The sequence below is a fragment of the Streptomyces sp. NPDC107500 genome (assembly GCF_055582785.1).
Genome location: NZ_JBVJPF010000001.1, coordinates 410,605 through 436,492 on the forward strand (window position 1 = coordinate 410,605; position 25,888 = coordinate 436,492).

General features: G+C 74.3%; 18 protein-coding genes and 1 pseudogene. 5 read left to right on the plus strand and 14 right to left on the minus strand.

Going from position 1 to position 25,888, the window contains the following annotated elements; all coding sequences use genetic code 11:
* Positions 1 to 73: 73 nt before the first annotated feature.
* Positions 74 to 372: pseudogene (locus tag ACZ67M_RS01850) on the minus strand (hypothetical protein).
* Positions 373 to 909: 537 nt separating this feature from the next.
* A complete protein-coding gene (locus tag ACZ67M_RS01855; RefSeq protein WP_469849184.1) occupies positions 910 to 1,188 on the minus strand; it encodes a hypothetical protein in 279 nt (92 codons plus the stop codon).
* 77 nt (positions 1,189 to 1,265) lie between these two features.
* On the opposite strand from ACZ67M_RS01855, the gene ACZ67M_RS01860 reads away from it, so the two are divergent.
* Positions 1,266 to 2,021 carry a GntR family transcriptional regulator gene (locus tag ACZ67M_RS01860; protein WP_469849185.1) on the plus strand — a complete coding sequence of 252 codons (756 nt, stop codon included), beginning with the start codon at positions 1,266 to 1,268 and terminating at the stop codon, positions 2,019 to 2,021.
* Between the two features lie 56 nt (positions 2,022 to 2,077).
* Here ACZ67M_RS01860 and ACZ67M_RS01865 read toward each other — a convergent pair whose 3' ends face one another.
* On the minus strand, positions 2,078 to 2,620 hold the full coding sequence (locus ACZ67M_RS01865) for a DUF4262 domain-containing protein (RefSeq protein WP_467320303.1): 543 nt from the start codon (positions 2,618 to 2,620) through the stop codon (positions 2,078 to 2,080).
* A gap of 234 nt (positions 2,621 to 2,854) precedes the next feature.
* On the opposite strand from ACZ67M_RS01865, the gene ettA reads away from it, so the two are divergent.
* Genes ettA through ACZ67M_RS01880 form a run of 3 tightly spaced genes read left to right on the plus strand, consistent with a single transcriptional unit; the run spans position 2,855 to position 5,616 of the window.
* Positions 2,855 to 4,519, plus strand: coding sequence for an energy-dependent translational throttle protein EttA (ettA, locus tag ACZ67M_RS01870; RefSeq protein WP_355825778.1), 1,665 nt, complete (start codon positions 2,855 to 2,857; stop codon positions 4,517 to 4,519).
* Positions 4,520 to 4,525: 6 nt separating this feature from the next.
* Positions 4,526 to 4,936, plus strand: coding sequence for an acyl-CoA thioesterase (locus ACZ67M_RS01875; RefSeq protein ID WP_361354546.1), 411 nt, complete (start codon positions 4,526 to 4,528; stop codon positions 4,934 to 4,936).
* Positions 4,933 to 5,616: a DUF8185 domain-containing protein gene (locus ACZ67M_RS01880; protein ID WP_392100889.1), complete on the plus strand. Its 684-nt coding sequence runs from the start codon at positions 4,933 to 4,935 to the stop codon at positions 5,614 to 5,616. Before ACZ67M_RS01875 ends, ACZ67M_RS01880 begins: the two co-directional genes overlap by 4 nt.
* Positions 5,617 to 5,661: 45 nt before the next feature.
* On the opposite strand, the gene ACZ67M_RS01885 is transcribed toward ACZ67M_RS01880, so the two are convergent.
* From ACZ67M_RS01885 to ACZ67M_RS01900, 4 genes are all read right to left on the minus strand, one after another.
* The gene (locus tag ACZ67M_RS01885; RefSeq protein WP_467320302.1) at positions 5,662 to 6,621 is read right to left on the minus strand and encodes an ABC transporter ATP-binding protein; all 960 of its coding nucleotides are present in this window, start codon (positions 6,619 to 6,621) and stop codon (positions 5,662 to 5,664) included.
* 115 nt (positions 6,622 to 6,736) lie between these two features.
* Positions 6,737 to 9,487, minus strand: coding sequence for an FtsX-like permease family protein (locus ACZ67M_RS01890; protein WP_469849188.1), 2,751 nt, complete (start codon positions 9,485 to 9,487; stop codon positions 6,737 to 6,739).
* Positions 9,484 to 12,816 (minus strand): FtsX-like permease family protein, encoded by a 3,333-nt coding sequence (locus ACZ67M_RS01895; RefSeq protein ID WP_469849190.1) that lies wholly within the window; start codon positions 12,814 to 12,816, stop codon positions 9,484 to 9,486. The genes ACZ67M_RS01890 and ACZ67M_RS01895 overlap by 4 nt, the downstream gene beginning before the upstream one ends.
* Positions 12,817 to 12,981: 165 nt before the next feature.
* Complete coding sequence (locus tag ACZ67M_RS01900; protein WP_234960292.1) at positions 12,982 to 13,395, minus strand: globin; 414 nt, start codon at positions 13,393 to 13,395, stop codon at positions 12,982 to 12,984.
* A gap of 67 nt (positions 13,396 to 13,462) precedes the next feature.
* Between ACZ67M_RS01900 and ACZ67M_RS01905 the strand changes: the two genes are divergently transcribed.
* On the plus strand, positions 13,463 to 14,437 hold the full coding sequence (locus ACZ67M_RS01905; protein ID WP_392235221.1) for a methyltransferase domain-containing protein: 975 nt from the start codon (positions 13,463 to 13,465) through the stop codon (positions 14,435 to 14,437).
* A 17-nt stretch (positions 14,438 to 14,454) separates the two neighbouring features.
* Here ACZ67M_RS01905 and ACZ67M_RS01910 read toward each other — a convergent pair whose 3' ends face one another.
* From ACZ67M_RS01910 to ACZ67M_RS01940, 7 genes are all read right to left on the minus strand, one after another.
* Positions 14,455 to 16,233 (minus strand): FHA domain-containing protein, encoded by a 1,779-nt coding sequence (locus tag ACZ67M_RS01910; RefSeq protein WP_467320299.1) that lies wholly within the window; start codon positions 16,231 to 16,233, stop codon positions 14,455 to 14,457.
* A 47-nt stretch (positions 16,234 to 16,280) separates the two neighbouring features.
* Positions 16,281 to 17,627: a vWA domain-containing protein gene (locus ACZ67M_RS01915; RefSeq protein WP_469849193.1), complete on the minus strand. Its 1,347-nt coding sequence runs from the start codon at positions 17,625 to 17,627 to the stop codon at positions 16,281 to 16,283.
* 117 nt (positions 17,628 to 17,744) lie between these two features.
* Positions 17,745 to 19,133 (minus strand): PP2C family serine/threonine-protein phosphatase, encoded by a 1,389-nt coding sequence (locus ACZ67M_RS01920; protein WP_469849194.1) that lies wholly within the window; start codon positions 19,131 to 19,133, stop codon positions 17,745 to 17,747.
* Positions 19,134 to 19,136: 3 nt separating this feature from the next.
* A complete protein-coding gene (locus ACZ67M_RS01925; protein WP_469849196.1) occupies positions 19,137 to 21,839 on the minus strand; it encodes a serine/threonine-protein kinase in 2,703 nt (900 codons plus the stop codon).
* Positions 21,840 to 21,861: 22 nt separating this feature from the next.
* Positions 21,862 to 23,196 (minus strand): coiled-coil domain-containing protein, encoded by a 1,335-nt coding sequence (locus tag ACZ67M_RS01930; RefSeq protein WP_361354574.1) that lies wholly within the window; start codon positions 23,194 to 23,196, stop codon positions 21,862 to 21,864.
* A 54-nt stretch (positions 23,197 to 23,250) separates the two neighbouring features.
* Entirely contained in the window at positions 23,251 to 24,291 is a 1,041-nt protein-coding gene (locus ACZ67M_RS01935) for a glutamate ABC transporter substrate-binding protein (RefSeq protein ID WP_469849198.1), read from the minus strand.
* Between the two features lie 58 nt (positions 24,292 to 24,349).
* Complete coding sequence (locus tag ACZ67M_RS01940) at positions 24,350 to 25,813, minus strand: hypothetical protein (protein WP_469849200.1); 1,464 nt, start codon at positions 25,811 to 25,813, stop codon at positions 24,350 to 24,352.
* Between the last annotated feature and the right edge of the window lie 75 nt (positions 25,814 to 25,888).

The window sequence follows — 25,888 nt, forward strand, 5'->3', positions numbered from 1 at the left end:
GGTGATCAGTAGACGGGCTTCTCTCTGTGCGCATCAAGGGATGTCGCCGCAGGCAGCCGCTCTTGGTGGTCTCTCAGGGACGCGGTCCGCCGACTGCCAGGAGGTGACCGCGGCTGGTGGCAACGCGGAGGACGTCCCGGAGGGCCCCGCTCAGTTCCTTCGCCAAGCGCTGCATCTCGTCGAGGGCCACATCCCGGTCGCTGAGGGTTTCGGAAGCTTCCTCTAGGAGCTCGACCACCATGCCGAGTTGGACCGCCTCGACATTGTCCGCCAGGCGGGACATGTAGCCCCCCGTTCATCGGTGCTCAGGTAGCAGGGCTTGCCCTCCGGGCCCGACCACGGGAGGAGTCGCAGTTCGTTCGGTGCTGTCATCCCTTGCTCTGCCTTTCGTCGATTATGTGGTGGGTGGTGAACACGGCGTCGACTCGATCCCCCGGGAAGGCCAGAAGCGGCTGGGGCACCCTGGACCCGGCTTCGGGGAGGCGTCGGCGCAGACGTGGTGCGTGCCGATCCGACATGCAGTCGAGCGGTAGGGGACGGACGCGGCGTCTGCGATGTGCGTAAGTCGACGATGTGGCACTAGTAAGCCCCTGTCAGCGCTGATCAGGCGTCCGTCGAGAGGTGAGGGGCGATGACCATCGCACGTGTCCGAACGCGTCCTTCCAACGCCAGGACGTATGGGCGGACCAGGGCCACGTCCTCTCCTCTGAGCAGATTTCGGTGAGATGCCGCGTCGTCGGCTGTACGACCCACGCCGGGGGCCGACGTGCCATCGGGTCTACGAGAGACGGGAAGAGGCGGAGGAGGAAAGGCGGGTACAAACGGCCGGCGGTGCCTGCCCCTTGGAGAGTTGCGCACCCTAGTGAGAGAGAAGGCGCGGCGGATACGGTTGAGCACGCTGTTCAGCTCCTATCGCTGATGGCTCGGTCCCCCGACATCGCCCGTCGTGGGGGCCGCTTTGCGTACGACCGCCCATAAGGTGCGGTCGTTCAAGCTGGTGGCGAGGAGCCCGAAGCGGTCGGCCTCAGCCACCACGTCCAGGACCTCCCGCCATGACTCGGCGGAGAGCGTGTCCGGCACTTCCGCTTCCACCAACGTGTGCCGGTGGTGTTCCTCCACTCGCGTGGAAAGCCCGAGGGCGGACAGCCGGGCGGCGATGGCCGCCGCGCTAACTCCCGAAGCGGGCACAGGGCAGCCTCCGACATCCAGCGATCACTTTGAGTGAAGCTAGTTAACTAGATTAGATAGTGGACTAGATTTTCCATATGCCTGAGCAGCCGCCCTATCTCCGCGTCGCCGACGAACTCCGGCGGCGGATCGCGGAGCACCTGTGGGAGCCGGGAGACCGTCTGCCCTCTCGCGCGCAGCTCGGCCAGGAGTGCGGCGTGGGCGAGAACGTGGTCCGTCGGGCGCAGGAACTGCTGATTTCCCAAGGCGTGCTGGAGGGTCGCGCTGGGTCGGGTACCTACGTCGCCGAGCCCAGGCAGCGGGTGCGGGTGGTGCGTTCGTCGGCGCGCGAGCAGCCGAGCGGGTCGCCCTTCCGGGCCGACATGAAGGCCGTGGGCAGGCAAGGGGACTGGGAGAGCCGGACGGACGCCAAGGTGCCGGCGCCCGCAGACATCGCCGCGCGTCTCGGGGTCGACGAGGGTGAGCTGTGCGTGCGGACGGTGTACGAGTTCCTGGCGGACGGCAGGCCAGTGCAGTTGTCGACGAGTTGGGAGCCGTACGACCTCACAGCCGGCACTCTCGTCGTTCTCCCCGAGGGCGGGCCGCACGCTGGAGCAGGCGTCGTGAACCGTATGGCCGCGATCGGCATCACGGTCAGCCATGCCGTGGAGCAGCCGGAGCCGAGGCAGGCGTCCGCCGAGGAGGCGTCGCTACTCGGTATCCAGAAAGCCGCACTCGTTACGCACATCCGGCGGACCTACTACAGCGACGACGGCCGACCCGTAGAGACGGCGGACATTGTGGTGCCCGCGGCTCACTGCGAGATCGTCTACGAGATCCCGATCAGCCGTTAGTCGCGTAGCGCGGTGCCGAGCTTGCTTGGCTCAGGGCAGGGGCCGAGCCGGCGACCTCAGTCGAGGTCGGCCCAGGGCCCGCTGGTCTCGGCCTTTGAGATCCACAGCTGAGGCTGACTCGTACGGCAGTACTCCTGCGCCTGGTCGTCCCAGGGGAACCGGCCTTCCTTGTCAGGCCAGAACAGTTGCATGACCGGAAGCGGAGGTGCCTGGTAGAAGTCGAGGCCGGCGCCGAAGAAGTCTCGGTACCAGCTCGGGTGCACCCGCCGGACGGCCACCGAGAAGCCGTTCAGGATGTCGTCGCGCCGCTGGTCGGATTGCAGAGGGTGGCCGTTGCGGATCTCTCGTCCCGCGACGTTGAGGACGGACATCATCGTCTCGACCCGCAGGCCGAAGATGCAGACCTCAGGGCTGCGCAAGGTGTGCCACAGGCCGATCGAGTAGGCCCAGTCCGCGGGCGCCTCGTCCCCGGCTCCAACGCCCATCACGTGCCAGCCGTGGTCGGTGACGTTCGCGGCTATGCGTTCGTCGCGTTCGTCCAAGGCCGGGGCTTCGGCAGGGGGCGCGCACAGGAGGCAGGAGCAAGGGGAGTCGTTCACCCGAGGAAGGTTACGACGTCCTTGATCACGGCCAGTGCTGGGCCGTCCCTGGGCCGTGCGAGGGTGCCCGAGGTCGATCGGCGGCGACCGGCAGTGACAGGTGAGGCTCCGGGGGCATCCGGGAAAGGCCAGGTCAGGAGCCCCGCAGGGAACGCGTTTCCTCACAGCGGTGGCGGTGCGGCAAGATGGGGTGTATCTGCCCACTGCCTGATTCAAGCTGCCGGACGGTTTCTCTTGGCTGAGTACATTTACACCATGCGCAAGGCGCGCAAAGCGCACGGCGACAAGGTGATCCTCGATGATGTCACCCTGAGCTTCCTGCCCGGCGCGAAGATCGGCGTGGTCGGGCCGAACGGTGCCGGTAAGTCGACCGTGCTGAAGATCATGGCGGGGCTGGAGCAGCCGTCCAACGGTGACGCGTTCCTGTCGCCGGGCTACACGGTGGGCATCCTGCTCCAGGAGCCCCCGCTGAGCGAGGACAAGAACGTCCTGGAGAACGTCCAGGAGGGTGTCGCCGAGGTCAAGGGCAAGCTCGACCGGTTCAACGAGATCGCCGAGCAGATGGCCACCGACTACTCGGACGCGCTGCTCGAGGAGATGGGCAAGCTCCAGGAGGAGCTCGACCACGCCAACGCCTGGGACCTCGACGCCCAGCTGGAGCAGGCCATGGACGCGCTGGGCTGCCCGCCCGGCGACTGGCCCGTCGCCAACCTCTCCGGCGGTGAGAAGCGCCGCGTCGCGCTGTGCAAGCTGCTGCTCGAGGCGCCCGACCTGCTGCTGCTCGACGAGCCCACCAACCACCTCGACGCCGAGTCGGTGAACTGGCTGGAGCAGCACCTCGCCAAGTACGAGGGCACCGTCGTGGCCGTGACCCACGACCGGTACTTCCTGGACAACGTCGCCGGCTGGATCTGCGAGGTCGACCGCGGCCGGCTGCACGGCTACGAGGGCAACTACTCCAAGTACCTGGAGACCAAGCAGACCCGTCTCAAGGTCGAGGGCCAGAAGGACGCCAAGCGCGCCAAGCGGCTCAAGGACGAGCTGGAGTGGGTGCGGTCGAACGCCAAGGGGCGGCAGGCCAAGTCCAAGGCGCGTCTCGCGCGGTACGAGGAGATGGCCGCCGAGGCCGACAAGATGCGGAAGCTGGACTTCGAGGAGATCCAGATCCCGCCGGGCCCGCGCCTGGGCAGCGTCGTCGTCGAGGTCAACAACCTCAGCAAGGCCTTCGGCGAGAAGGTACTCATCGACGATCTGTCGTTCACGCTGCCGCGCAACGGGATCGTCGGGGTCATCGGCCCCAACGGTGCCGGCAAGACCACCCTGTTCAAGATGATCCAGGGCTTCGAGGAGCCGGACTCCGGGCAGATCAAGGTCGGCGAGACCGTCAAGATCTCCTACGTCGACCAGAGCCGCGAGAACATCGACCCCAAGAAGACGCTGTGGGCCGTGGTCAGCGACGAGCTGGACTACATCAACGTCGGCCAGGTCGAGATGCCCAGCCGCGCGTACGTCTCCGCCTTCGGGTTCAAGGGGCCGGACCAGCAGAAGGCGGCCGGGGTGCTCTCCGGCGGTGAGCGCAACCGGCTGAACCTCGCCCTCACCCTCAAGCAGGGCGGCAACCTGCTGCTCCTCGACGAGCCGACCAACGACCTCGACGTCGAGACCCTCAGCAGCCTGGAGAACGCCCTCCTCGAGTTCCCCGGGTGCGCCGTGGTCGTCTCCCACGACCGGTGGTTCCTCGACCGGGTCGCCACGCACATCCTCGCCTACGAGGGCGAGTCCAAGTGGTTCTGGTTCGAGGGCAACTTCGAGTCGTACGAGAAGAACAAGGTCGAGCGGCTCGGTGCGGACGCCGCACGTCCGCACCGCGCCACCTACAAGAAGCTGACCCGGGGCTGATCGATCTTGCGGCACATCTACCGCTGCCCGCTGCGCTGGGCGGACATGGACGCGTACGGCCACGTCAACAACGTGGTCTTCCTCCGCTACCTGGAGGAGGCACGCATCGACTTCCTGTTCCGCCCGGAGAAGGACTTCAAGCAGGGGTCTGTGGTGGCGCGCCACGAGATCGACTACAAGCGGCAGCTCGTCCACCGGCACCACCCGGTCGACATCGAGCTGTGGGTCACGGAGATAAAGGCGGCCTCCTTCACGCTCACCTACGAGGTCAAGGACGGGGACGTGGTCTACGTCCGCGCCTCGACCGTGATCGTGCCGTTCGACTTCCAGACGCAGATGCCCCGCCGCATCACCGCTGAGGAACGGGAGTTCCTGCGGGAGTACACGGACGACAAGGAGGAGGCCGTCGCCGCATGACGGTGCTCCATCTGGCCGACGAGGGGGAGGCCGCGGATCTCGCGGCCTTCCTCTCCCGGCTGCTCCACTACGACCGTTCGGCCGCCGTCCGCCTCCAGGCCGCCGGTACGGCTCTCGCGGTCTTCGGCCGGCCTCCCTCCTTCGAGGTGCTGGCCGTGCGCGCCGTACGGCTGGCCAAGCCGTACGAGAACGGACTCGACGTCACGCTGGACGTGACCGTGTCCGCCGGTGAGCTGCTGGAGGCGGTCGACGAGCAGTCGGCCACCGCCGGTGTGCCCGGCGCGGTGACCGGGCCGCCGTGGGCCGGGGTGCTGCCCCCGCGCGGCGGCTGGCGGCCCGAGCCCGGGCTGCCCGCACCGGACGCCCTGCGCGCGCTGGTCGCCGCCGCGGTGGCCGAGTTCCGTTCCCGTACGGGGGAGTTGGCGGCCGAGGCGCGTACCCGGGCCGAGCTGGACCGGATCGGCCGCGACATCTGGTCCCGGACGGTCGGCGACACCGGGCTGCCGGTACGGGCCGTGCACGCGGCCCAGTCACTGGGGTTCCTGCGGCCCGGGGCCCAGTCCGCCGAGGACGCGCCGGTTCTGTTCTCCTCGGGCGCCTGGCTCCGGCTCCGTACGCCCTACGGGTCCGTCGCGCTGCGCCGGGCGGGCACCGGCGCCCTCGGCATCAGCGTGCGCTGACCTCCGTCGGAGCACCCTTCACTGATCACTCGTCATGATCACTCTTCACTGATCACTGTCGTCCGGGCGTACGGCTATGTGGTCGGCCTCCAGTTCCAGGGCGACGCGGTCGCGCATGCCGAGGGCCGCGGTGTAGTCGGCGGGCAGCTGGAGCCGACCGGCGCGGTCGAGCATGGCGTACTCCCGGGCCACCACCGTCTCGTGGCCGGTCGCGGCGTCCACCTCGCTGCGGCGCAGGACCTCCGTGGAGGTGCGGCCGTCGCGGATGGCGACCGTGCGGCGGACCTCGCCCGCCACCGCCTGGTCGTGGGTGACGATGACGATGGTGGTGCCCAGGCGCTCGTTCGCGGTGCGGAACGCGGCGAAGATCTGTTCCGCCGTGTGGGAGTCCAGCTCGCCCGTGGGCTCGTCGGCGAGCAGCACCGAGGGCGCGCCCGCGAGGGCCACCGCGATGGCGACGCGTTGCTGCTGACCTCCGGACATCTCCCGCGGGCGGCGCTCGCGGCAGTCGGCGACGTCCAGCAGCTCCAGCAGCTCCAGGGCCCGTTCGGCACAGGCCCGTCGGCCGGTCCGGCCGCGTGCGCCCGCCAACTGCATCGGCAGGGCCACGTTCTGGGCCGCCGTCAGGTACGGCAGCAGGTTGCGTGAGGTCTGCTGCCAGACGAAGCCGACCACCTCGCGGCGGTAGGCGAGGCGGTCCTTCGCGGTCATCGTGAGCAGGTCGCGGTCCGCCACCCGGGCCGCACCGGCGGTGGGGGTGTCCAGTCCGGCGAGGATGTTCATGAGCGTGGACTTGCCGCTGCCCGAGGCACCGACCAGAGCCATCAACTCGCCCTCGCGGACCAGCAGGTCGAGGCCCTGGAGGGCCTGCACCTCCACGCCGTCCGCGCTGAAGATCCGGACCAGGCGGTCGCAGGTGATCAGCGCGTCGTGGCCGTAGGCGGGCCGGTCGCGGGACGCGGTGGCGCGGTCGGCCAGGTCGGCGAGGGTCGGGTTCGTCGTCATCGTGCCTCCTGCGCGGATGCGGCTCGTCGTCCAGAGGTGCCGGTGGGGGAGCGGTCCATCGGACCCGGCGGGATCGCCCGGCCGGCCGGGGACGCCTGGCGCGCGGGGGACGCCCTCATCGCGCGTCCCCCGCCCTCAGTTCGGTGACCGACCCGCGCCGGCCCGACCACCACGCCTGCACCCCGGCGACGCCCACCGCCACCACCAGCACCGCGACCGCCGGCAGGGCCAGCGACCACGGGTCGGTGCGCAGTTCGGCGCGGCCCACCGGGGACGCGGCGCCCGCCAGGGCGATCCTGGTCAGATCGACGCCGGGGGCGAGCAGGCGGATCGCCGCCCAGCCGGTCAGGGCCCCTCCCGCGGCGGCCAGCACGGCCTGGGGGAGGGACTCCAGCACGAGCAGACGGCGGCCCTGCGCCCGGGTGAGGCCCATGGTGCGCAGCCGGGCCAGCAGGGCGGCGCGTTCGGGAGCGGCGCGCAGCAGGGACAGCAGCAGGGCGAGGACGGCGTAAGCGGTGCCCGCGACGACGGCACCGGCGTAGACGCGCTCGGCGCCGGACTGGAGGGGCGAGTCGACGTACCGGTCCCGCTCCTCGGACCGCAGCGTCACCGCACTGGCCTCGGCACCGGCGTCGTCGCCCGCCGCACGGCGCAGCGCGCCCGCGTCCACCTGGTCGCCGGTCAGCAGCAGTACGGTCGGTCGGGCCGCCTCGGCGGAGAGTCCGGCCCGGTCCACGACCAGGAAGTCCTCACCGGAGACGGCGGGGGTGCGGTCGCGGACGAGGACGATCCGGACCGTGACCGAGGTGCCGTCCTCCACGCGGATCCGGAACGGCCCGGTGCCGAACCGTTCGGCGACGGACGGCGAGGCCAGCGCCGGCAGCGGCTCCCCGGGACCGCCGCGCGGCTTCAGCCCCTCCGCCTCGAAGGCCCCCAGCCCGGTCTTCGCCGCGAGCCGCGCGTAGGCGGCCGGGTCCACGCCGGCCACCGGCAGGGTCTGGCGGCCGTCCGGGCCCTTGGCCTGGTAGCCCAGCCCGACCTCGACCACGTCCCGGACGCCGGAGGTGCCGCGCACGCGGTCGGGCAGGCCGTCCCGGAGCGGTCCGGTCTCCTCGATCCGGGCGTCGGCGCCGACGGTGAGCAGCGCCGCCCGGTCGCGGGCGTCCGTCACCCCGGCGAGGACCGAGCCGCCGAACGCGGCCGTGGTGAGCGCGGTCAGCAGGGCGAGGAGCGGCAGCACCGCCGAGACCGACGTACGGCCCGCGCGGGCCAGCGCGAGGTGGCCCACCGCGCCGCGCAGACGTCCCGCCGGGCGGGCGAGGCGGCGCAGGGGCAGCGGGTACAGGCGTACGAGCACCAGCGCGGCGATCACCCCGACCAGCACCGGTGCCGCCGACACCAGGTCCCCGCCGGTGCCGGACGCGCCGCGCCGACGCAGGGTCTCGACCGCGCCCAGCGCCAGGGCGACTGCGGTGAGTTCGGCGACCGTGCGCCGCCGGGACGGACGGGCGGAGGCCACGTCCCGGCGGCCGTCGTGGACCCGTACGGCGCGGTGCGCGACGGCCGCGCGCAGGGGCAGCGCGGCGCAGGCCACGGCGGTGACCGCGACGGCCGCCCAGACGGCGGGGGCGAGCCGGCCACCGGGCAGCGCGAACAGGGCGGCGGCGAGGCCGAGGGCGCCCGCGGGCAGCGCGACCACGGCGGTCTCGGCGAACAGGCGTCCCGCGACGCCCCGCAGGGAGGCGCCGCGCGCCCGCAGCAGGGCGAGTTCGGCGCGGCGGCGGTCGGCGGCCAGGCCGCCCGCCATCAGCAGCACGACCCCCGCGACCGTGCCGGCCCCGGCGGCGGCGACCGCGACCAGCGGACCGATGCCCGACCGCAGTCCGTCGAAGGCGAGGGCCGTCTCGTCCAGGTCCGTGCTGACGTCCGCCAACGGGTCGACGCCCGAACGCACCTCGCGCAGACCGGGACCGGACTCCAGGGCGGCGACGGCCGACGCCAAACCGTCCACGTCGTGGGCGTGCAACGCGTCCGTCTCGGGGGCCAACTGCCAGTAGCGGACCGGGGCCCCGGCCGTGCCCAGCAGGGCGGGCCCGGCGTCCGGGGCGAGCAGCAGCGTGCCCAGCCAGTAGCGTTCGCGGTCCGCGCCGGCCGGCCCCGGCACCGTCATCAGCGACGGCTCGCGCAGCACGGACTGGGTGGACCAGTAGGCGCCGTCGGGGTCCCGCGGGGCGAGCACGCCGGTGATCCGGACGGTGAGCGGGGCGCGTTCGACGCCGGGCACGTGCAGGACGGAGCCCACCTTGATGCGCAGCGTGCGGGCCGTCTCCGTGGTGACGGCCGCCTCCAGCGCGCCGGTCGCGGCGGTCACCGGGGCGCCGGTCACGCGCGGCAGGCGGCCGGAGTCGATCCGGGCGTGGTCGCCGAGGCCGTGCTGGGCGGCGAAGTAGAACTGGGCCGGCAGGCCGCTCGGCTGCGGCAGCCAGGGTTCCGGTACCGGGAGGCCGTCGGTGGTGCGCGCCCCGTACGTCGACTGCGCCCGGTCGACGGCGAGCGGAGCGCGGCGGTCCACGGCGGCGACCGCCTTGGCGTACCGCCGGCCCAGCGGGTCCGGGCGCAGCGACTCCTCCCGCTCGCTGGGGGAGAGACCGAAGTCGGGCTGCGGGGCGACCACCAGCACGCTGGTCCGGTCGGGGCGGGCCTGTGCCAGAGCCCGGTCGAGGCCCGCGTCCGCGTACCGGTCCAGTGCCCTCGGGAAGGCGGCGGCCAGACACGCGGTCAGCGCCACCAGCACCGCGAGGGCCCAGGCGGCACCGGGCGCGGCCCGAAGCCGGGTGCGGACCCAGGGAGCGCTCACCGGTCTCACCGCGCCTCACCTCCCTGCTCGCGCAGTGCCGACGCCGGGTCGGTGCGGCGCAGGGCCAGGGCCGCCGTGACCAGGAGGGGTGTGACGGCGACGCCCGCCAGGAGGAGGGCGACCCGGCCGGCGGGCAGGGCGACCAGGACGTCCGGGACCGGGTGGGTGGCCTGCGGGGTGAGCACGATCAGGGGGATCACCGCCCGGGTCAGCACCGCGCCCAGGGCCGTGCCCACCAGCAGGGCCAGGACCAGCAGCACAGCCTGCTCGACGGCGACCGTGCGGGCCAGCCGACGGCGCGGGGCGCCCAGGGCGCGCAGGATCGCGAACTCGGCGCCGCGTTCCCGCAGCGAGCCCGTCGCGCTCACCGCGAACCCGACCGCGGCGAGCGCCGCCGCCACCCCGGCCGCCGCGGTGAAGGCCGCCTCCGGACCGGCGCCGAACGGGTCGTCGCGCAGGCCCGCGGCCAGTTCGTCGCGCACGACGACCTGCGAGGGCTCCAGGTCCGGGAAGGCGCGCAGCGCCGTGACGACCCCGCTCGTGCCGCCGGGTTCCGGACGCAGCCACCACTCGGTGGGGGCGAGGGCCTCGCCGTACTTCGCCTGGAGCACCCGGTTCACGGAGGGCAGGTCGAGGAGCAGGGCACCGCCGTCCTGCGTCGGGGTAGTCGGGGTCGTCGAGGCCGTCGGGGTCGTCGCGTCGGGCGCGGCCGTGGTCGGCAGGGCGCGGACCGAGCGCACGATCCGCACCGGGAGGCTGCGGCCGTCGAGCTGGACGTCCACGCTCTGCCCGACGCGGGCGCCCGCCGAGTCGAGGTACCGGTCGGTCGCGACGGCCGTGAGCCGCGGCGCCGCGGGCTGTACGACGTCCAGGCGCAGCGTCACCGCCGACGGCAGGCCGAACAGGTCGGCGGGCAGGTACCCGGTGTCGTACTCCACCGACGGCGGCCCGGACGGGGCGAGCCGGGGCTTGGTAGGACTGGTGTCCGCGTCCGGTGACGAGGCCGACCCGTCGCCGCGCACCGAGGCGGTCCAGGAGCGGGGCAGGGCCGGGCGCCGCACGGTCCCGTCGGCCGCCGTGGCGGTCAGCTCCGTCAGCGTCAGGCGGTGCCGCTCCGCACGGCCGGCCGGCTGGGCCGTGACCAGTTCCACGCCGGTCACGGTGAGCGGGCCGCCCGGGGAGACGTCCAGCGCCAGCGTGTGGCCGCGGCCGTCCGCGGGCAACTGGCCGGCCGGCAGCCGGAACGGGACGCCGTAGCGGTCCCGCACGGTGACCGTCACGTCCGCCGGTCCCGTGGCGCTCTCCCCGCCGCCGCCCGGGCCGCCGCGCAGGGTGGCGGTCACGCCCAGCCGTACCGTCCCGGCGGGCAGCCGCGCGCCCGCCGCCGGCTCCTCGGTGCCCAGCGGGGGCAGCAGCGTCCCGGCCGGTTCGCCGGACAGGTCCGGGCGCAGCAGCATCGTGTCCGCCGCGCGCCCGGTGTCCAGCGCCAGGACCGTCGCCGCGCGGTCCGCGGACAACTGCTGCGTGGAGCGCGCCGCGGGGGCCACCTCCCGTACGCCCTCCACGTCCGCGTAGGTCTCGGTGCGGCCCGGGCCCACCGAACCGGCGGCCAGGACCCGCACCGGGGCCCCGGCCCGGAAGTCCGCCTGGTCGTCCTGCGAGCGCTCCCACGAGGTGCCCTGGCCGATCGCGAGCATGCCCAGGGCCACCGCGAGCACCAGCAGCAGCACCGGACCCGCGCCGCGCATCGGCCGGCGGCTGAGCTGCCAGCCCGCCAGCGCCGAGGTCAGCCCGCGACCGCCGGCCGCCCGCCGCTCGGCCAGCCGCGCCACCGGCGGCAGCAGCCGCAGCGTCAGCACCGTCCCCGCCAGCAGGGCCAGCGCGGGCGCCGCCACGAGCAGCGGGTCGATGCCGAGGGTCCCGGAGCCGTCGCCGCTCACCGCGCCCGAGGTCTGCCGGGACAGCTGCCAGTAGGCGACACCCGCGACCACCAGCAGCCCGACGTCGGCACCGGCGCGCAGCGGGGCGGGCAGCGCGCGGACCCGGCCCCCGGCGTTCAGCGAGGAGGCCAGGGCCGGCAGCGTCACCGCCAGCGCGCACCCGAGGGCCGCCGCACCCGCCGTCAGCCACACCCGGCCGCCGCCCCAGCCCGGTACCTCGAGCCGCAGCCCGATCCGGTCCAGCGACCCCTGGCCGGCCAGCAGCCGGGTCAGCGGCCCGGCGAGCAGCGGCGCGAGGACCAGCGCCGGGACGGCCAGCAGCAGCGCCTCCAGCGCGGCCAGCGACCCCAGCCGCGCCCGGGAGGCGCCGCGCGCCCGCAGCAGCCGCCGCTCGGCCGCGCGCTCGGCGCTCAGCAGCCGGGCCACCAGCAGCAGCGCGCACCCGGCGAGCAGGGCCAGCTGGAGGGCGACGACCAGCAGCGTGGAGCGGGAGACCAGCAGGGAGCGGTCGAGCCGGTCGAGCACCTCGGGCAGGGAGGTGGTCGCCGCGGTGGAGCCGCTGAGGACCGGGCGTTCGCGCAGCCACGCCATGCCGTCCCGGGCCGCCTCGCGCAGCCCGTCCGTCCGCCCGGCCGTCACCGAGGAGAAGTCGGCCGTCGCCAGCCACCCCGAGGGCCCCGCGCTCACCGCGCCCCCGGCCGCCACCCCGGGGGCGGCGAGCAGCGGGCCGTACGTCGTGAAGCCGCCCTGCTTGACGCCGCGCCCGGCGAGGTCGTCCAGCCGCCAGTAGGGGGCCGCGGCGTCGGCGGGCCGGTACAGGCCGGTCACCTCGACGACCACGTCGGGGCCGTCGAACCGGTCGGCCAGGGCGAGCCGGGCGCCGGGCCGGAGGTCGAGCCGCTCGGCGGCGGCCGTCGGCAGCGCGACCTCGACGGCTGAGCCGCTCCCGCCGGCGCCCTCCCGCGGCAGCCGGCCCTCGGTGACGCGCACCTGCGCCGGGTCCAGCGCCGCGAAGTAGGTCAGGTCCGGGTCGTCCGAGCGCTCGCCGGGCGGCCGCAGCGTGCCGGGCAGGCTGTACGCCCCCGACCGCGCCATCTCCCGGACGGTGACCGGCAGTCCGCCGAAGGTGTCCCGGGCGCCCTCGCGCACGGTGCGGCCGGCCTTCTCGCGCCCCTCCTCGGGAACGTCCGCCTTGACGACCAGCGCGGTGTCCGCAGCGTTGCGGGGGTCGGCCAGGGCGTGGCGCAGGGCCGCGTCGCCGACCGCACCCGAATAGGCGGTCAGGGTCGTCAGGACCGCGGTGGTGAGCAGCACGGTGAGCAGGGCGGCGGCGAGCAGCAGGCGGTGCGCCCGCGCGCGCAGCAGCACGAACCCCGCGAATCCCCCGTACCCCGCCACCCGGCCCCCCGCCGATGTTGTCCAGACCTCTCGGCGATGCTGTCAGAGGACGAGGTACGGAAGTAAGCGTCTGTGGCTCCGACTTGACCGGATCGTGACCGGAATCCGGCGTCGGGCGACCGGAATCCGTCCGTCACCCGTCCCGGGCACCCACGGACGGGCCGGTCAGCCGGCGGTGTTGACCATCGAGGCCGCCGCGTACGTCAGGTACTTCCACAGCGTCTGCTCGTGCTCCTCGGAGAGCCCCAGCTCGTCGACGGCGACCCGCATGTGCTTCAGCCAGGCGTCGTGCGCCGCCCGGTCCACGGCGAAGGGGGCGTGGCGCATCCGCAGCCGCGGGTGGCCCCGGTTCTCGCTGTACGTCGTCGGTCCGCCCCAGTACTGCATGAGGAAGAGCGTGAAGCGCTCCTCGGCCGGACCGAGGTCCTCCTCCGGGTACATCGGCCGCAGGATCGGATCCTCGGCGACACCCTGGTAGAAACGGTGGACGAGTCGGCGGAAGGTCTCCTCCCCGCCGACCTGCTCGTAGAAGGTCTGCTCCTGAAGCGTGCCGCGCCGAATCTCATTCACGTCGTCCATGGTCTCAGACGCCCGGACATAGGACTTCGGACTTAGGTCCCCCCGCCCGGGCCCGTACTGTGGAGGCATGGGCGGGCACGAGGACCTGGACCGCCTCGCGGCCTCGGCGCGGGCGGAGCTGGTGCGGGAGATCGAGCTGAGCGGCGCCTGGTCGGCCGACCCGGTCTGGCGGGAGGCCTTCCGGACGGTCCCGCGCCACCTCTTCGTGCCGTACTACTACGTCGGCGTCCGGGGCGGCTACGAACGCCGGTGGGGCGAGGATCCCGACCGGGGCGCCCGGGAGCGCTGGGTGCGGGGCGCGTACGCCGACGCCCCGCTGGCGACCCGGATGCGCGACGGCGAACTGGTCTCCTCCAGCAGCCAGCCCTCGCTGATGGCGATGATGCTGGCGGAGCTGCACGTGAGAGACGGCGACCGGGTCCTGGAGATCGGCGCCGGCACCGGCTACAACGCCGCCCTGCTCGCCCACCGGCTCGGCGACGACGATCTCGTCACCACCGTCGACCTGGAACCGGAGATCACCGAGTCGGCCCGCCGGCACCTGGCCGCCGCCGGGTACCGCCCGATGGTCGTCACCGGCGACGGCGCCCGCGGGGTGCCCGAGCGCGCCCCCTACGACCGGATCCTCGCGACCTGCTCGCTGGCCTCGGTGCCGCACGCCTGGCCGGCCCAGTGCCGTCCGGGCGGCAGGATCCTGACCCCGCTCGCCACCGGGCTGGTCGTCCTCACCGTCCACGACGCGGGGCACGCCGAGGGGCGCTTCCTGCACACACCCGCGTACTTCGTGCCGCTGCGCGGCGCGGACGCCGCCACGCCGCAGCCGCAGGGCCTGGGCGGGGTGCCGCGCCGGGCCCGGGAGAACGACCTGTTCCGCTTCCTGCTGGCGCTGAGCCGGGGCAGCCTCGACCCGCAGGAGGCGTACGCGCTCTGGGACCGCGAGGACGCCCCGCAACGCGAGCGCTTCGGCATCACCCTCAGCGGCGCCCGGGCCTGGGCGTGGCTGGACGACCCCGAGGGCCCGTACGCCTGGCCCTTCACCTGACGGACGGGCCCGCCGCGTCAGCCCCGGCGGATCGTGATCGTCGTCCAGGCGCCGACGTGCACCCGATCGCCGTCCTGGAGCGGCACCGGCACGAAGGGCTGGATCGGCTCCTCGCCGCCGTTGACCGTCGTGCCGTTCGTCGAGTTCTGGTCGACGACCGCCCAGCTGCCGTCCGGCTGCTGGACCAGCACCGCGTGCTGGTGCGAGACGCCCGGGTCCTCCGGCGGTACCGCCAGATCGATGTCCGGGGTGTCACCGGTGGAGTGCCGGCGGCGCCCGATGGTGATCTGGTTGCCGGTGAGCGTGCGCTGCTGCTCGGGCGAGTACGCGGGCAGGTTCAGGCCCGCGGCCTCGGGGCCCGAGCGGTGCATCATCGCCATGAAGTACTCGCGGTCCGGGCCGATCGTCGCCGACCAGGTCGTCGGCTGCGTGAAGCCCTGGCCGGGCGCGGTCTGGGCGGCACCCGTCTGCGGGAAGCCGTAGCCGCCCTGCGGGGCACCCGGGCCGCCGGGGCCGCCGGGCGACGGAGGCGCCTGGGTGGCACCCGTCTGCGGGAAGCCGTAACCGCCCTGCGGAGCACCCGGGCCGCCGGGGCCGGTCGAGGACGGCGGGGAGAGCACCCAGTCGTCGTCACCGCCGCCGAAGCCCTGGCCGGGCGGGGCCTGAGTGGCGCCGCGCTGCGGGTAGCCGTAGCCGCCCTGCGGGCCACCAGGGCCGCCGGGACCGGACGCGGGCGGAACGGGACCGGGCGGCGGCGGAACCGGTCGCGACGGGTCACCGCCGAACGGGGGCGGGGCCGGGGGACCGGAGGGGCCGTTCTGGCCGCCGGGGCCGCCAGGTCCACCGGCCGGACCGCCAGGACCGCCAGGTCCGTTGGGGCCACCCGGCCCACCGGGGCCGCCCGGACCATGGGGTCCACCGGGACCGCCAAGGCCACCGGGGCCGTTGGGGCCACCCGGGCCGTTGGGCCCACCGGGGCCGCCGAAACCACCGGGGCCGCCGGGACCATGAGGACCGCCGGGGCCACTGGGGCCGCCCTGGTTCCCGAAGCCACCGGGACCGTTCGGCTCGCCGGGACCATCGGGACGACCCGGGCCCCCAGGACCGCCGGGACCGCCAGGGCCGAATGGGCCAGAGGGGTTGTTCGGGCCGCCGGGCCCACCGGGGCCACCAGAGCCGAACGGGCCAGAGGGGTTGTTCGGGCCGCCAGGTCCACCGGGGCCGCCGGGACCGAAGGGGCCGGAGGGTCCGTTCGGCCCGCCGGGAGCAACGCCCGGACCGCCGTGCCCGCCAGGCCCACCGGCCGGACCGCCAGGTCCGCCGGGACCGCCCGGACCGCCGCGGCCCGACGGGTCGCCGCCGAACGGCGGGCCCGGCGGGATCGGCTCGGCGGGGCGGTTCATCTGGGACGGACGTGAGCCCTGGTAGCCGTACGCGTCACCGCCGCCGTACGACGGACCCCCCGGCGGCTGCTGGAAGGGCGCCGGGCCGCCGGAGGCCGGCGGGCGCGGGGCGGCCGGGGTGTACGAGGTGGCCGTGTTGGTGAGGAAGTTCCACCGGCACTCCTCGCAGAAGGGCGCGCCGCCCTCCCGGGGCGTACGGCACTGCGGGCACAGCTGCGGCTCGCCGCCGGGGCCGCCGGGACCACCGCCCGGACCGCCGGGCGGCGGGAAGCCGTAGCCGCCGCCCGGGGGCGGTGGCGGCGGAGGAGGCGGCACGGCACCGGCCATGCGGTGACCGCAGACCTCGCACCAGTCGTCGGAACCCGACTGGTGTCCGTTCGGGCAGGTCGGCATGTCGGGGCTTCCCTCTCTTGCGGGCGTGTCGCGCGGATGGTCCTGCGTCACTTCTTCACACGAACGGTCTTGGTCGACCGGGTCTCGAGAGTCATCTCGTCGGCCTCCTCCACCTTCGCTTTCAGTCGCACAGTACCCGCCGCCGCGTCCACCACGTCCACCACCTTCGCAAGCAGTTTCGCCGTATCGCCGTTTCCGGATACCCCCGCCAGCTGAACCGCGCGACCCAGTTTGGCTGTTGCTCCGTCGATGTCGCCCGCTTTGCGCAGATCCAGCCCCTGCTGGATGACTTGGGCCAGTTCGGCCTGCCCGGTGTAGTGGGCGACCTGCGGGTTGATCGACGTGGAGGCGGTCATGTCGTCCGTCCACACGGCCCGTACGAGACCCTGCGCGCCGAGGCTCTGAACCGTGCCGCCGGGCTCCGGGATGACCAGCGAGACGCGGGCGGCCAGCATCTCCCGCCCCAGCTCAGCGGCGGGTACCTGCACGCAGACGTGGTAGTCGCGGGACTCGTCGCCCCAGGAGCCGGTGGGGTAGTCCCCGGCCCGCGGTCCCGCCTCGGAGCGGCGGCCGGTCAGCTCCTCGACCGTGGGCGCGACCTGCTTGACGAACTTCACGGTGGTGCCGACCGGGGTCCACAGGCGCAGCGCGACGTCGGCGACCTCCTTGCCCATGGCCGTCTCCATCATCTGCGTGAAGTCGGCGGCCAGGCCCGCCGGATCGGCGACGATGTCGGCCGTGCCGAGCAGGGCGGAGGCGATCCCTGTGACTTCTTTCACTTCCCAGTCGGTGCCCACGCCGCGTGCGTCGCAGGTGAACCGCCCGGCGCAGGCGTCGAGCGCCGCCTTGAGGTCATCCGGCGACTCGTGCTCGTTGCGGCCGTCGGTGAGCAGGATGGCGTGCCGGATGGCGACGTCCGCGGTGGACAGCAGCCGGTCGGCCAGCCGCAGCCAGGTGCCGATGGCGGTGCCGCCGCCCGCGCCGAGGCTGCGCAGCGCCTGCTTCGCCTGCGCCCGGGTGGCGGCGTCGGCGACCGCGAGCCGCCCGCCGCCCGGGTAGACCTCCTTGGCCACGTGGGTGCCGCCGACCACCGCGAAGTCCACGCCGTCGCGCAGGGTGTCGATCGCGGCGGCCGTCGCGTCACGGGCGTTGCGCATCTTGGTCGGCGGGTAGTCCATCGAGCCCGAGCAGTCGACCAGCAGCGCCACGGCCGCCGACGGGCCCTGGCCCGGCGAGTACAGGTGGGGCGCGGCGACCGCGCTCCCGACCGTGCCGCCGCCGGTCGCGGTGACCGTCACGATGGCGTTGACCTCGGTGCCGCCCTCGGGCAGGTACTCGTTCTGGTAGACGTCCACCGCGAACTGCGGCACGTTCGACTTCGAGAAATTGGCCATGCCGGATCGCATCCCCCTCTACGTCCCCACGGAGGTGGGGCCTTGGCTGCTGGCGCGGGCCGCCCCCTGCGGCCCGCGAGGCCACCCCGCGCGCGTACCCCTACCCGTACGGGGGCCTCAGGCCGATCCTGCCCCCTGCGGCACGGCCGGGAACGGCACGAGGGCCACTGTTACGTTGTCGTGGCCCCCGCCGTCCAGGGCGTGGCCGACCAGGACGCGGGCGCCGTGCAGCGGGCGGGCGGCGGCGTCGAGGGGCATGGCGTCGGCCATCTCCTCGGCGGACTCCGCGTAGTTCCACAGGCCGTCCGTGCAGACCACGACCACGCCGGGGCGGTCCGGCTTGAAGGACGCGGTGTGCGGCTCCAGTTCGTAGGCGTCGGCGCCCAGCCAGCCGGTGATCGCGTGGGCGCGTTCGTCGGCGTACGCCTCGGCCTCGTTCATCAGACCGGCGGCGACCATCTGCGCGGCCCAGGAGTCGTCCTCGGTGAGCCGGGCGGGCGGGGTGGTGCGGTCGGCCGGCACCCAGTAGACGCGGCTGTCGCCGACCCAGCCGACGACCAGCAGGCCGGGGGTGACCACGGCGCCGACCAGGGTGCAGGCGGGCGCGTTCTGGTGGGGGCCCTGCTCGCGGGCGGTGGCGGGCTCGTCGGCGAGCGCGTTCACCGCGTGCGAGGCGGCGAGGATGGCGTCGTGCATGGCCTGTTGGGGGTGTGTGCCGCGCGGCAGGGCGGTCAGCAGCAGCTCGCCGGCCGCCCGGGACGCGGCGAGCGAGGCGTCGTCGGGGCGGGTCGCGGAGGACACGCCGTCGCAGACGATCGCGACGCTCGCGGGGGCGCCGTCGGGCAGCGCGGTGCAGCCCACCGAGAACGCGTCCTCGTTGCGGTGGTGGCGCAGGCCGCGGTCGCTGACCGCCGCGACGGGGCCCGACTCCTGCTCCATGTGGTCGCGTTCGCGGGGCTGGGCGTGCCCGCAGTTCTCGCAGTAGCCGTCGTCGTCGACGCGGCCCGCGCGGCAGGCCACGCACACCTTGTCACCGGTGGCCGGAGCCGCGGCCGGGGCCGCTGCCGGGGCCGGTTCGGCTCGCTGCTCGGCGTGCGGCGCCGCTGAGGCGGTCAGCCGCGGGTCGGGCGCCTGCAACGGGTACTCCTCGGGTTCGCGGGGCCGGTCGAAGCGCACACCGGGCGCGGGCGGCGCCGACGGGGCCGGTGGGGGCGGTGGCAGGGGGGAGCCGCCCGAGTCGGTGCCCGGCAGTTCGGCGGCCGCGTGCACGGGGACGGGACGGCCATGGCCGTCCGAGTCCCGGGCCGCGGGCCAGTCCACGCCGTCCGGCGCGGGCGCCGGGGCGGGCACCGCGCCGCCGACGGCGACGGTCGGGTGGTCATCGGGCCGCGGGGGCACGGCGGACAGGTCGTATCCGCACGCACCGCAGAAACGGTCACCCGACTCGAGGGGCTCCTCGCAGCTCGGGCACTTGGACACAGCGGCCTGCTGGGGCATCTGCGACATCAACTACACCCACGTCCGGGGGCGGTAACGATTTGCACGTTCCACCAGGTCGATCCTCTCCTCGCCGTCCCGCGCCAGCCGGGCCAGCGTGCGGTACGAACGCTCCAGGCCGAAGCGCAGGCCGCGTTCGTCCAGGGCGCTGCCGAGCAGCGTCCGTCCTCCGGCGGCGGGAGGGACGGAACCCCGACCTCCGGAGAGTACCCAGTCCAGCGCGCAACCGAGGACCTCGGCCGACAGTTGCTCGCGCCGCGCCGGATCCAGACCGTACACGTCCAGCGCCTCGACCTGCCGGGCGGCGGCCGTCAGGTCGTCCAGGAAGACCACGTCGCCAGCGCCCGCCGTACGCCGCCGCAGCCGGGCCCGGACGGCCGCGACCCGCGCGGCCGTGCAGTGCACCGACGACTCCGGCACCGACTCCAGCGTCCGTACGGCACCGGTCCGGTCGCCGCCGGCCAGCTGCACCCGGGCCAGGCCGAACGCGGCGCTCACATGGCTCGGGTCGGTCGACCACACCAGGCGGTAGTACTCGGCGGCGTTGTCGAGCTGTCCCAGCACCTCCGCGCACAGGCCGAGCGCCAGCTTGGGCGCGGTCTCGCCGGGGAAGGCGTCGTAGATCGCGTCGAAGGCCAGCGCGGCGTCCTCGTGCCCCCCGGTCACCAGTGCGGCCAGCCCGCGGTACCAGACCACCCGCCAGTCGTCGGGCCGTTCGCCCTCCAGCGTCTCCAGGGCCGTCAGCGCGCCGGGCGCGTCGCCGTTCTCCAGCCGGGCCCTGACCTGCCGCAGCCGTGTCTCGGTGGACGGCGCCGGGGCGGCGGCCAGCGCGGTCAGCAGCTCGCCCGGCGCGGACGCCATCAGCCCCGCCAGGAAGCCCGCGTTGGGGTCGCCCGCATCGACCCGGGGGACCGGCAGGGCGAGGGACGCGGTGGGCGCGTCGGCGTCCTTGACCAGCCCGGAGGTGCCGCCGTCGAGCCCGCCGACCGCGCTCACCGCGCCCGGCAGCGACGCGCTCGCGCCCCCGCCGACGGCCGGGCCCGTCGCGCCGCCCGTGCCGGCGCCCGGCGTGGCCCCCGCGACCGTCCCGCCCGGCGCTCCCACCGCCGGTCCCGTACCGCCCGGCAGCGCGGGCGGGGACCCCGGGCCGCCCGGCAGGGACACACCCGCGCCGGTACCGCGCCCCCGCACGCGGACCGTCGTCCGGGCGCCCAGTCGCGACACCTCCCCGTCCTGCCGGGGGAACAGCTCCGTGTCCGTCACCCGGACCTCGGGCCCGAAGAGCGTGGAGAGCGCGGGCCGGGCACGCCCGGTCTGGAGCGAGACCACCTCGCGCAGCACACCCGTCAGCTGCTCCGCCATCTCCTGTGCGGAGGCGAACCTGCGGGCCGGATCCGGGTCGGTGGCGCGCACCAGCAGCCGGTAGAAGGACTCGTACTGCCGGAACACCTCGATGGTGTCGGGGTCGGGCAGCGAGTCGGCGTAGACGGTGGTGTACCCCTGGAAGTCGAACGTCAGCACGGCCAGGGTGCGTCCCACGGTGTACAGGTCGGAGGCGACCGACGGGCCCACGTCGGCCACCTCCGGCGCCTGGTACCCCACCGTGCCGTAGATCGCCGACTCGTCGTCGTCCATGCGGCGGACCGCGCCCATGTCGATGAGCTTGAGCTGGTCCTCGGTCTGGATGGCGTTGTCGACCTTGAAGTCGCAGTACAGCAGCTTGCGGCTGTGCAGGTGGCCGAGCGCCTCCAGCGCCTCGATGCCGTACGCGCAGGCCTGCTCCACCGGCAGCGGGTCGCGTCTGCCCGCGGGGGTGCGGCGGGCGTTGGCGATCTCCTTGAGCGACTTGCCGCCCACGTACTCCATGACGATGTAGCCGTCGAGGGAGCCGGTGCGCTGGTCGAGGTGCTCGACGAAGTTGTAGATCCGCACGATGTTGGCGTGCTCGATCTCGGCGAGGAACCGCCGCTCGGAGATCGCCGCCTCCATCGCGTCCTGGTCGCCGGTGTCCAGCAGGCCCTTGAGGACCACCCAGCGGTCGGAGACGGCCTTGTCGACGGCGAGGTAGATCCAGCCGAGACCGCCGTGCGCGAGGCAGCCCACCACCTCGTACTGGCCGTGCACGACGTCGCCGGTCTTCAGCTTGGGCACGAACGAGTACGGGTGGCCGCACTTGGTGCAGAAGCCCTCCGTGCGGCCCGGCCGCTCGCCGCGGGACCGCCCGACCGGTGCCCCGCAGTCCGAGCGCGAGCAGAACCGCTTCCGCTCCGGCACCTCCGGACGCTCCATGACCATCTCGCGCGGGTCGGGCCGCGGGATCGCCGGGACCTCGACGAGTCCGGCGCCCAGGCGCCCCCGCGCGGTGGAGCCGGCGCCCGAACCGGAGCTGCGCACCGACACCGAACGCCCCGTGGACCGTCCCGACACGGCCCGCGACAGCCGTCCCGACACCGAACGCCGGGACTTCGACGAGCGCGACGACTGCGACGACGAACGCGAACTGCGGGCGCTGGAGCGCGAGCCGGCGCTGCCCGCCGAACCCCGCGAGCCCCGGCCGCCGCCCGCGGTGACGCCCGTCGGGGTCGAGCCGACCATGCCGTTCGACGCGACGACCGGCGCGAGGCCGCAGGTGTCGCAGTACAGCTCGCCGCCGCCCATGTCCTCGTAGGACCCGTCGCAGCCGGGACGCTGACACGTCCGCCCTGCCTCACTCATGACGCTGCCTCCCCCTCGTCGCTCATACGCCGGGCCCCGTCCGGTCCACCGGCCCGCCCTGCCCGGGCACGCGCCGCGGGGAGCCCAGCGTCTCGGCCGCCGCGTGCTGGTAGCGCAGCACGGCCTGCTCGGCGACGCGCAGGTCGCAGGGCGCGCTCCACAGCATGCGGCGCGCCCTCTCGTACTTCTCCGCCAGCTCCGGGTCCTCGGCGAAGCCGAGGCGGGCCACCTTGGCCTTGTAGGCGTCGAGTCGTCCGCGCAGCTCGGCGCGGACCGCCAGCGGGGCGGTGACCGCGGTCAACGACTCGCGGGCGCGCAGGAGTTCGTCCTCCGCCTTCTCCTCCAGCGACTCCAGGAGCGGGGACAGCCGGTGCCACTGCGCGTGCCTGCGGTACTCGGCGGCCGCCGCCAGCTGCTCCTGGAGCACGATCGGCGGTCCGCCGACCACCGGCACCTCCGTCGCGGCGATCTTCGCGAGCACCTCGCCGCGCGCGGTGCGCGCCTCGGCGAGCGTGCGGTCCGCGCGGGAGAGCACGTCCCGCAGCCGCACGATGCGCTGCTCGGCGTCCTGGCGGACGGCCAGCACGGCGTCGATCTCGCGGCGCACCTCCTCCAGGGCACGCGCCTCACGGTCGTACACCGTCGTGTCGGGACGGCCGCCGCCGGGCGCCGAACTGCCCTCCGCGGGCAGCCAGAAGGCCAGCGGGTCGGACACCACCCGCTCGCGCAGCCGCGTCAGGGTGCGGGTGATCCGCTCCAGGTCGTCGCCGGACGGGTGTTCGCCGGGGCGCACGCCCACGGAGTGCGCGAGCTTGCGGGTGCGCTGGAGCTCGGCGGCGAGTAAATCGATCCTGGCGGGCAGCGCCGACCACACCGCGTCGGCGGCGACCACCATGTCCAGGGAGGTCGCGTACAGCTGGTTCATCCGCTCCACCAGCGCCGCCAGGGAATAGCGCTCGCTGAGCCGTCCGGGACCGCCGTCCGGGGTGGGCGCCTGGGCGAGGGCCGCCGCACCGCCGGCCACGGTGACGGCCTCGCCGCGCAGCAGCTCCGTCAGCTCCACCAGGTCCTCGCGGCTGGACCAGCGGCGCCGGGAGCGGATCTCCCGGGCGGTGCGCAGCGCGTCGGTGTACGCGTCGAAGTAGGACCACAGCAGTGTGATCGACGCGTCCGCGGTGCTCCAGCGCTCGACGGTGACGCCGGTCAGCTCGGCGCCCTCGAGGAGTCTGCGGCCCGCGTGGTCCTGGAGGGCGAGCAGCGAGGTCTCGACCGCCTCGTGCTCCGCGCCGAGCCGCGCCAGCGCACGGTCCACCTCGTCCCGGTCCATCACCGGCCCGGTGGGTCCCGTGTCGCCCATCGATCACCCCTCGCTGTCGCGGACTTGTGCTCTCTGCCTGTGTACGGCGGACGTTCAGCTCTTGCGCAGGTACTCCGGGGCCGGCGGCTCCGACTGCGCGGGGTCGTCGCCCATGGTCGGGGACAGCCACTCGTCGTACGAGTTCTGCCAGCCGTCGGTCCGGTCGGCGCGCCACTCCTCCAGGATCCGGTTGACCCGGCGTACCAGATCGTCGGCGTCCTTCTTCATCGCCACGCCGTAGTACTCGGTGGTGAAGGGGTCGCCCTTCAGCTGCACCGTCGGGTCCTGAGCGGCCTGGCTCGCGGCGAGCGCGCCGTCGGTGACCACCGCGTCGACCTCGCCGAGCTGGAGCCGCACCAGGCAGTCGAGTTGGTTGGGCACGGTGGTGCCGAGGTCGGCGTCGGCGGCGAGCCGGCCGTCCTTCCGGTCCTGCTCCAGTGTGCTCAGCGCGGTGGAACCGGCCGCCGTGCAGATGCTTCTGCCGGCCAGCGTGTCGTCGTACCCGGTGATCGGGGAGGACTTGGGGGCGAGCAGCTGCTGGCCGGTGCGGAAGTAGGGGGCGGAGAAGGCGACCTTCTCCAGGCGGGCGCAGTTGATGGTCATGGTGCGGACCACCATGTCGACCCGGCCGTCCTGGATCGCCGGCTCGCGCTGGTTGGTGGGTATGGCCTTGAACTGCACGGCGTCCGCGTCGCCGAGGATGTCCTCGGCGATGCGGTGCGCCAGGTCGATGTCGAAGCCCTCCAGCTCGGCGTCGCCGCCGCTGTTGGGGTCGCGGTAGCCCCAGCGGTAGCTGTTCTGGTCGACGCCGACGATCAGCTTGCGCTTCTCGCCCTCGCGGCCGCGGATCTCGTCGATGGTGGGGCCGTCGGCCCCGGACGGGGCGAGGGTCTGCTTCTCCGGGTCCGGGCACTCCTGCGCGGCCCGGGCCTGGCCGCCGTGGGCGAGGCCGTGGCCGTCGTAGCCGCCGCCCTCGCCGTGCGAGCGGACCAACGGCAGGAGCAGGGCGAACAGCACCGCGAGGGCGCAGGCGAAGGCCATCGCGCCCACCCCGCCCCAGCCCTTCAGCCCGGTCCGCAATCGCCGCGCACGCATCCTCACGCCCCCTTTCACGGGTGCCCCTTCCCACCGGCCGCCGGCCGCGCGCGCCGCCTCACCGGTACTCCGACAGCCTGCGTCCGATGCCCAGCAGCGCGCCGGCCGCGCCCAGTCCCGCCAGTATCCCCGCGCCCTCGGGCAGGAGGGTCATCGCGTCCAGACCGTCGCCGGCCGACCGCTCGAACTCGTCCTTCTCGTGCGCGAGCGCGGTCGCCAGCGAGTCGTCCACGCCGTCGAAGCACTCGACGGTGGCGCCCTCGCCGCCTATCACCAGGTCCAGTGCCTGCTGGTAGTTGCCGTAGTCGTCCTGCTCGCGGGCCGAGGCGTGGCGCTTCTTCCACTCCGTCATGTTGCCGCTGGCCGCGTCCACGGGGGACTCGCCCGCCTTGTCGTCGGCGAGCCTTCCGGCCTCGGCGAGCGCCTCGCCGAGGGCGTCCATGTTCTTCCCGAAGGCCAGGTCGTAGGAGTCGTACGTCTTCTCGCCCACCTTGGTGGTCTCCGCGCCGCGGGACACCAGCGTGAGGTTCTCGTTGCCGCGGGCCTTGAGGGAGGCGATGCGGGCCTCGTTGAGCGCGTTCAGCGAGCGGACGCCGTGCTCGTAGGAGTCGGTCAGGCTGGACCGGGCGACGCTGTGGCCGACGACCAGCCAGAGCATGACGATCGTGGCGGTGGCGGTGGCGGCGACCAGGCCGTGGTTGAGGACCCGGTTGGTGCGCCGGTAGTTGCGCCGCTGCGCCCAGGCCAGCGCGGCGAGCACGACGACGCCGAGGGCGATCGCGGCCCAGGGGTAGGGCTTGGCGTCGCCGTAGTCGGCGCTCAGCCGCCCGTTCTCCGTCTTGTAGAGGGTCTCCGCCGCGGGGAGCATCTCCTTCTGCATCTTCTCGTTGGCGTAGCGCAGGTAGGCGCCGCCGACCGGGAAGCCCTGCCGGTTGTAGGTGCGGGCGCGCTCGACCAGGCCCTTGTACTCGGGCAGCAGCCGGTTCAGCCTGGCGATGGTCTTCGCGGCCGGCGACTCGGGGTCGGAGTTGGCGGCGGCCGTGACCAGCCCCTCGGCGGCGGCCCTGATGCCGTTGTCGTACCGGTCGCGGGAGTCCTTCGTCTCCTGGCCGCCGGCGAGGAAGCCGCTGGAGGCCGCCGTGTTGGCCTCGGCCAGGGAGCGGTAGATGCCGGCGGCGGCGGAGCTGAGGGGCTGGCTGCGGGTCAGCACGTCGTCGGCCGCGGCGGACCGGTCGTTCATCTGCCAGGCGGTGACGGCGCCGAAGGCGACGACCAGCGCGGCGAGCAGCGCGCCGATGATGCGCAGCCGCCCGGGTTCGGTGACCGCCGCCGCGCGCAGCCGCTCCACGCCCTCGGCGAAGGCGGTGCGCCGCGGCGGGGCGGGCGGCTGCGGGGGAGCCGCGGGTGCGCCGCCGGACGGGCCCCGTTCGGGCGCCGGAGGGCCGGACTGCGGCGGCACGGCGGGCGGCGCGGGCACGCCCGAACCCTGCGGTGCCGCGCTGCCCTTCGGCGGTCGAGTCACTCCTGACCTCCCCCATGGTCATCCGTCGCCGCAAGTATCGCTGCCCGCACCGACATTCGCACCGGCCTTCACCCG

What these genes read in the sequence shown, in the direction of transcription:
- ACZ67M_RS01860 (WP_469849185.1), top strand. Translation starts at nt 1,266, where the DNA reads ATGCCTGAGCAGCCGCCCTATCTCCGCGTCGCCGACGAACTCCGGCGG.
- ACZ67M_RS01880 (WP_392100889.1), top strand. Translation starts at nt 4,933, where the DNA reads ATGACGGTGCTCCATCTGGCCGACGAGGGGGAGGCCGCGGATCTCGCG.
- ACZ67M_RS01885 (WP_467320302.1), bottom strand. Translation starts at nt 6,621, where the DNA reads ATGACGACGAACCCGACCCTCGCCGACCTGGCCGACCGCGCCACCGCG.
- ACZ67M_RS01900 (WP_234960292.1), bottom strand. Translation starts at nt 13,395, where the DNA reads ATGGACGACGTGAATGAGATTCGGCGCGGCACGCTTCAGGAGCAGACC.
- ACZ67M_RS01905 (WP_392235221.1), top strand. Translation starts at nt 13,463, where the DNA reads ATGGGCGGGCACGAGGACCTGGACCGCCTCGCGGCCTCGGCGCGGGCG.
- ACZ67M_RS01910 (WP_467320299.1), bottom strand. Translation starts at nt 16,233, where the DNA reads ATGCCGACCTGCCCGAACGGACACCAGTCGGGTTCCGACGACTGGTGC.
- ACZ67M_RS01915 (WP_469849193.1), bottom strand. Translation starts at nt 17,627, where the DNA reads ATGGCCAATTTCTCGAAGTCGAACGTGCCGCAGTTCGCGGTGGACGTC.
- ACZ67M_RS01920 (WP_469849194.1), bottom strand. Translation starts at nt 19,133, where the DNA reads ATGTCGCAGATGCCCCAGCAGGCCGCTGTGTCCAAGTGCCCGAGCTGC.
- ACZ67M_RS01925 (WP_469849196.1), bottom strand. Translation starts at nt 21,839, where the DNA reads ATGAGTGAGGCAGGGCGGACGTGTCAGCGTCCCGGCTGCGACGGGTCC.
- ACZ67M_RS01930 (WP_361354574.1), bottom strand. Translation starts at nt 23,196, where the DNA reads ATGGGCGACACGGGACCCACCGGGCCGGTGATGGACCGGGACGAGGTG.
- ACZ67M_RS01935 (WP_469849198.1), bottom strand. Translation starts at nt 24,291, where the DNA reads ATGCGTGCGCGGCGATTGCGGACCGGGCTGAAGGGCTGGGGCGGGGTG.